Below are 6,377 nucleotides of genomic sequence, written 5' to 3'. Positions count from 1 at the left end.
GTAACCGAGGGCGGAATAAACTATATCCAGATAACTAACGCGTAATCTTAAGTGGGGCGGAAATTTTCCGCTCCGGATATAGTTGCCGTTTTTTGATCAAATTTTACATAAACGCAACAAGCTTCGACATGTAAAAGCCAAATAGGCCACAGCGGTACAAAACCTACTGCATATTTCAGCGTGTCGGCGAAATTTACGCACTAATGATTTTCACTCAAAAAATCCCTTTTTCACGAGCTTGCCCTCTTTGACGCAAAACTCCCCTTTCGCGATCACGCTATCTAGGTTTAAAGCCTCGTCAAATACCGCAAAATCAGCGTCAAAGCCTACTTTTATCTCGCCTTTGCCGCTTAGATTTAGGTATTTTGCGACGTTTTTGCCCATCATGCTCAGCGCTTGTGGGATGGTTAGGATTTTATTTTTCACGCAGGCTTGCAAGACCTCTAAATTCGTCTCGCACGAAGCGCAGCCGTAGCCCACTAGCGCGCCGTTTTCGTCAAATCTAGGCACGCTGCCGTTGCCGTCCGAGCTCATCGTTAGGCGCTCTAAATTTAAGCCGTTTTCAAGGCCATAGGCGATAGCTTCATCAAGCGGCGCAAATTTACTTCCGCCGCTCGTGATGTCGATGTAGCCGCCCATTTTTTGAAATTTGATCGCCTCGTCAAAGAGCTCCTTCGTCCGCGCGCAGTGCGTCGGCGAAAAGTAATTAATCGGAAATGAATAATCCTTGATCGCGCTAAAAATCAGGTCAAATTTATCCGCGAGTCCGCCCATATGCATATGCAACACGCCGCCTTTTTTCGAGATCATCCCGCCGATGCGTATCTGCGTCAGGGTCTTAATTAGCTCCTGAGAGGTCGGGTAGCTGCCGCGATTATCGCTCATCGCGATCTTACAGCCAATGACCTTGTCGATGAGCACCAGATCGCGCGTGATGGAGCCCGTAAATGTAACGCTAGGCAGCGCGTAAGAGCCCGTGTGGATGAAGGTCGAGATGCCTTCGTATTCAAGCGCCTTTGCCTTTGAGTAGAGATTTTCGAGACTCCTCGTGCACCCGTCCGTGCCTAGCGTGCCTACGACCGTCGTCGTTCCGTAGCGGATGATCCCAGATAGCGTTATTTCGGGCGTTCTAGAGTGATAGCCCGCCTCGCCGCCGCCGCCCGTGATGTGCACATGCTGATCTATGAGACCGGGCGCTAAAATTTTGCCCTCTAGGTCATAAACCTCAAGCCCCTCAACTCGAAAATCAAGCCCCTTAGAAACGGCTAAAATTTTACCACCTCCGAGCAAAACGTCGCTCCTGCCAATATGCTCTGGCGCGTATAAATCGGCATTTTTAAGTAACAGCATATTTTTTCCTTTGCTTTGGGTTTTTGATTTTAAAATTTACGTTTTTTGGCTTTCTTGACTGCGATGTCACGCCACAATCTAGCCTCTTTTCGCCGCTTCGCTTTACAGCGCCTCTACGTCAAATTTTACAGCGTTTCGAGAAATTTTAGCAGGCTTTGCGGAGAAATTTTATATTTTATTTCTGCTTTTTATAGGTATGGCTTATTCATCACAAAGCCGCAGAAGCGCCCCGTGACGCCGTCTCTGCGGTATGAAAAATGCCGCTCGCTCTCGAAAGTGCAGCGCGGATCAAATTTTACCTCTCGCACTCCTGCAGCTGCGAACTCGTCGCGCAGCGCGGCGTTCATATCGAAATGCCCCTGCGTTTTGTAGCGCTCAAACTCGCCTAGATCGAGCCCGCCAAGTTCGTAGTTTCGCGCCTTGATATTCGCGCCCACGAATACCTTCAGCTCCGCAGCGATGCAGCTGAAGCGCTCGCTCATCAAATTTATCGCATTCGTGCATATCCGCCCTATCACGCCCGCGCGCCCCGCATGCACTGCGGCAACCACGCCGCGCCGCTCGTCTGCGATCAGCACGGGCGAGCAGTCCGCTACCAGCACGCATAGCGCCACGCCGCGCAGATCGGTCACGAGCCCGTCGCAGGGCGGGATTTCATCGCTACCTGCACGTAAAATTTCAACGCGGTTTGAGTGGATCTGGCGCATAAATTTTAAATTTCGCGGCGCGATACCGAGCATGTCGGCTAAAATTTCACGATTTTGCGCGACGTTTTGCGGATCATCGCCCACGTGATCTCCTAAATTTAAGCTCGCGTAAGCTCCGCCGCTTACGCCGCCTTCGCGCGTGCTAAAGCCCGCCAACACGCCGCGTTCGTCCAATACAAACTCAAGATTTTCTCTACAAATTTCGATTTTATCCATCACGCGCCGCTTAATACAGGCTCAAAATTTTATCTACCGCGTCCCATGAAAGCCCGTCTTGCTCGCCCCAGGCGCTCTCATCGCGCGCCGTGTCCATACCGCAGACAGGCTGTCCGCCGGCAAAGCCTAGCCGTGCCGCGACGTATCGCGCGAGCAGATCGGTCTCGATATTTACGCGGCGCCCGATTTTGTAGGTTCCAAAGAGCGTATCTTTAAGCGTGAGCGGGATGATCGTAAGGCGAATGGCGCAGCTTTGCGCTTCACTCTTTAAATTTGCGCCCAAGGAGTTTGGATCGCGAACAGAATTTGAGCCGCTAGAATTTTGCCCGCGCGAACCTGCGCCGCTAAAATTTGAACCGAGCGGGCCTTTGCGGTCTTTGTGAATAAAATTTCCGCCGCCCTCAAGCACTTCGTTTATCGTTAAACTCACGCCGTCGATCGCTACCGAGCCTTTCGGCGCTAGCAGCGGCGCTATGTGCAGCGGCGCACGGATAAAAAAATCGACGCCGCTTGCAAGCTTTGAAATTTTATAAATTTCTCCCACGGCATCGACGTGCCCTTGGATCAAATGCCCGTCTATGCGCTCGCCTAGCCGCATCGCTGGCTCGATATGCACCGAGCCGCGCAGGTTTTGTGCGGCGATGACGCGTGCCGTCTCGCTCGAAAGCTGCACCGCAAATCCGTCCGCAAAAAGCCGCGTCACGCTTAGGCACGCGCCGTTTACCGCGACGCTATCGCCGAGTGCGGGGCGGTATCTCGCGCGCAGTCGCAGCGAATCGCCGTTAAAGCTCGCAACCTGCGCGATCTCTCTGATCAGTCCGTTAAACATTATGAGCCTTTGGAATTTTTACGTGATATTAGCGTAGAATTTTGAAATTTAAGGTTAAGCGAAGCTCGGCGAGCGCGAAGCCCGCCGAATGAAGTTTGAAATTATTTTTTAGAGACGATGAAATCGGCTAGCGCTTCGATCGATTCGTCGTTAAGCGAAGCTGCTTGACCCTTCATAACGCCCATCATGCCAAATTTTCCCTTGCCCTCGCCTAGACTACCGTCTTTGTAGCCTTTTAGGCTAGCGATGATATCTTCCTTGCTTAGGGTGTTTAGCGCAGGTACTTTGCCGCCAAGATAAGGCTTCTCGGCGTTGGCTCCGTGACAGGCCACGCATTTTTTATACAATGTAGCGCCGTCTGCGGCAAACGCTGCCGAACTAAACGCCGCCAACGCAGCGCATGCAATAAGAACTTTTTTCATTCCTATCCTTTCTTTTTAAATTGTGGGTGCAGTATAATCAAAATTTAGTAAATTTCGGCTAAATTTTTGTAATTTGCCCTAAAGAGGCAAAATTCTATCTACTGCAAACTTTAGCATAGGGGCTTGAAGCGGAATTTACGCTGTAAAATTTTAAGCGAATTTCGCCTTGCCACTTAAATTTCAATTGTGGAATTTCGTAGCAAAATCCTAAGGCTAATTTCATCTAGATGTCAAATTCCATCGCGAAATTTTGCGCAGAATTTTAAAATTTAGCCGCTTTACTTTATGCGCGAAATTTCGCCTCTTTGCATCTTATAAATTTTATCTGCGGCGCCGAAGTATTTATCATCGTGAGAGATCGCAAAGATCGTGTATCCGCGCGATTTCAGCTCCGGCAAAATCCGCTCATAAAACTCCGCGCGAAACTGCGGATCGAGATCGGCCGCAAACTCATCGAGCATCAAAAATTTTCGCCCGTCCATCAGCACGCTTACGAGCGCCAAACGCTTGCGCTGCCCGCTAGATAGGCTCGTGGTGCTAAATTTAGCCCCCTTTAGCTCAACCTTATCCTGCAGGTGCGTAAGCGCTAACCACTCGCGCGCGATGTCCGCATCGCCCGTAGCATAGTCGAAGAGATAAAAATCGCTGAAAACCGCGCTTATGTTATTGCTGTAGGCGCGCAGATCAGAGGGTTTAAGGGCTGCGCCGTCGGCTAAAATTTCGCCTGCTTGCGGCGTATAAAGGCCCGCTAAAATCATAAAAAGCGTCGATTTTCCGCTGCCGTTTTCGCCGATTAAAAACACCGTCTCGCCCGCATTTAGCTGCAAGCTTACCCCTTTTATGCCGAATTTCCCGCCGGGATACGAAAAGCCCACGTCTTTAAGCTCCAGGCTGCGCCACGGCTGCATTTGCACAAGCTCAAAGCCCTGCACGAAAGGGTCTAAATTTAATTCTTTGATCTTTGCGTAGGCGATCTTGGCGCGCAGCACGCTAGGAAGCGAGAATATTAGCATCATCAAAGGCGCGCGCAAAAAAAGCACCGTAAGTGCGATCGTTACGGCGTTTGCAAGCTCCGCCTTACCGCCGCTGAGCCCGAAATAAAGCACAAAGCCCACCGCGCCTAGCATCATCACGTTCATAAAATTACTCGCAAATGCGCCGTAAACCTCGGCTCGCAGCGAGCTTTGGCGTAAATTTTGCGCGTTTGGCAAAAAGTCGTTTTCGTATAGGCTCTTTGCTTTGGCTAGGCTTAGCGACAGCTCCTTGTGCCCCTCGATCGCCGCGGCGTAGTTTTTATACAAAACGTCCTCGTTTTGGCGGTATAGATCGTAATTTTGCATGACTTTTTTCATCAAAAAGCGGTTGAAGATCATCAGCGCGCCGATCCAGACGAATAAAAATGCAAACATCATAGGCGCGATGTATAGCACGTAGATGCCGCAAAACAGCACGATCATCGCGCCTTGAATAAGCTCTGAGATGCGCATAAAGCCCTCGGTCAGGCGCGAAATGTCGCTGGAAAGGGACGCAAGCAGGTTCGCCTTCGACGCAGCCTCGATGCGCTCGAACTTCGTATCGATGATCTGCTTGATAATCTTGGTGCGCAGATCGAACACAAAGTCGTTTTCCATCTTGCAAAGCATGATGCGGCTTAACACCGAAAGCAGCAGAAATAGCGCTAAGAGCGCGAAAAATAGCGCGATGATGCGCCCGCCTCTTTCGGCGCCGTCAAGTAGATATTTATTGATAAAGCTTAAAATCAAGATCCCCGAGCCGCTGTAGATCGCATTTAGCGCGAGCATCGCGAGGATTTGTTTGGTATATTTTTTCATCTTTTGCCCCAACGAAATTTGAGCGCAATTGTGGCAAAATTCGCTTGAAAAAACGGTTAAATTTTAAATCCCGTTCTCATTTCGTCGGCTAAATTTCGCCTTAATTTACGCAAAATTTTATCGCGAATCACATCGTTTACGGGGCATGCTGCTATTTATATGTATCACGCGGCGCTAATTTCATCCGCATTCTTATTTTAATTCGCTTCGTTTATATGCAACACTTGCCAATCTCCACTACGTCGATATACCGCCAGATACCCATACATCATACCTCGACGACAGAACGCGCTGTCGTTAAATTTTACCCACGCCAAAATCAAAATTTTAAAATTACTCATCGCCACAGTCTTAACAAGCCGTATAAAATTTAAAGCCGCGCATCAACCAAAACGATCACATTTAAATTTAGACGCCCCCATACCGTACTCTACTAAAATTTTATCTTTTCTACACGACGAAAGAGCCGTTAAATTTTAGCGTGCGTGTGTGAATTCTTCTTCAGCTACCTTATTGTGGCTTCTACGGAATGACTAAATATCTAAAAAATCTCGGAATTATCGTAAACCAAAAAAATATAGCAGATATCACAGGGATGTCATTATAACTATTAATAACAGATTTGTTAGGCTTTATAAATGAATTAATCAGCGCAAATAACGAGCTTAAAATAATTTATAAGTATTAATAAACAAGTTATTTTTAGATCAAGTGTTTATGAAACATATTAGAAAAATATTTTTACCGTCTTCGTACTTGTATTTTAAGGTGTGGCCGTGTTTTATAAAAATTTGGTTTGCGATATAAAGCCCAAGGCCAAGTCCTGAATTTGACGTCTCTACCTTTCTGTTAAAAGCTCTTTCAAAATCGAGTCTTTCCGGTTCAAGCTCATCTCCTGTGCTGCTTATACAGACGGTGTTTTTATCTATATTTACAAGGACTTTGCCGCTAGAGTATTTTAAGGCGTTATCGATTAAATTTTTAACTCCGGTTGCATAAAGCTCAAAATCAACCTCAACCG

The 6,377-nt window shown here is 48.1% G+C and carries 6 protein-coding genes; all 6 read right to left on the bottom strand.

All coding sequences use genetic code 11. The features are described from left to right. Positions 1-210: 210 nt before the first annotated feature. Positions 211-1,350, bottom strand: coding sequence for a beta-aspartyl-peptidase (iadA, locus tag Q0224_RS09360; protein WP_297950845.1), 1,140 nt, complete (start codon positions 1,348-1,350; stop codon positions 211-213). A gap of 188 nt (positions 1,351-1,538) precedes the next feature. After that, positions 1,539-2,273 (bottom strand): polyphenol oxidase family protein, encoded by a 735-nt coding sequence (locus Q0224_RS09355; RefSeq protein ID WP_297950844.1) that lies wholly within the window; start codon positions 2,271-2,273, stop codon positions 1,539-1,541. A 10-nt stretch (positions 2,274-2,283) separates the two neighbouring features. After that, entirely contained in the window at positions 2,284-3,102 is an 819-nt protein-coding gene (locus Q0224_RS09350; protein ID WP_297950843.1) for a riboflavin synthase, read from the bottom strand. A gap of 101 nt (positions 3,103-3,203) precedes the next feature. Further along, positions 3,204-3,524: a c-type cytochrome gene (locus Q0224_RS09345; protein WP_297950842.1), complete on the bottom strand. Its 321-nt coding sequence runs from the start codon at positions 3,522-3,524 to the stop codon at positions 3,204-3,206. 278 nt (positions 3,525-3,802) lie between these two features. Continuing rightward, positions 3,803-5,356, bottom strand: coding sequence for an ATP-binding cassette domain-containing protein (locus Q0224_RS09340; RefSeq protein WP_297950841.1), 1,554 nt, complete (start codon positions 5,354-5,356; stop codon positions 3,803-3,805). Positions 5,357-6,063: 707 nt separating this feature from the next. After that, positions 6,064-6,377: ATP-binding protein (locus tag Q0224_RS09335; RefSeq protein ID WP_297950839.1), on the bottom strand; the 314-nt coding region annotated here is incomplete at its 5' end.

The sequence above is a fragment of the uncultured Campylobacter sp. genome (assembly GCF_938002845.1).
In the GTDB taxonomy this organism is placed as follows: domain Bacteria; phylum Campylobacterota; class Campylobacteria; order Campylobacterales; family Campylobacteraceae; genus Campylobacter_B.
This window is presented reverse-complemented; position numbering and strand designations above follow the sequence as displayed.

Excerpts from the sequence above, each read along its gene's own strand:
- iadA (WP_297950845.1), bottom strand. The coding sequence starts at position 1,350 with ATGCTGTTACTTAAAAATGCCGATTTATACGCGCCAGAGCATATTGGC.
- Q0224_RS09355 (WP_297950844.1), bottom strand. The coding sequence starts at position 2,273 with ATGGATAAAATCGAAATTTGTAGAGAAAATCTTGAGTTTGTATTGGAC.
- Q0224_RS09350 (WP_297950843.1), bottom strand. The coding sequence starts at position 3,102 with ATGTTTAACGGACTGATCAGAGAGATCGCGCAGGTTGCGAGCTTTAAC.
- Q0224_RS09345 (WP_297950842.1), bottom strand. The coding sequence starts at position 3,524 with ATGAAAAAAGTTCTTATTGCATGCGCTGCGTTGGCGGCGTTTAGTTCG.
- Q0224_RS09340 (WP_297950841.1), bottom strand. The coding sequence starts at position 5,356 with ATGAAAAAATATACCAAACAAATCCTCGCGATGCTCGCGCTAAATGCG.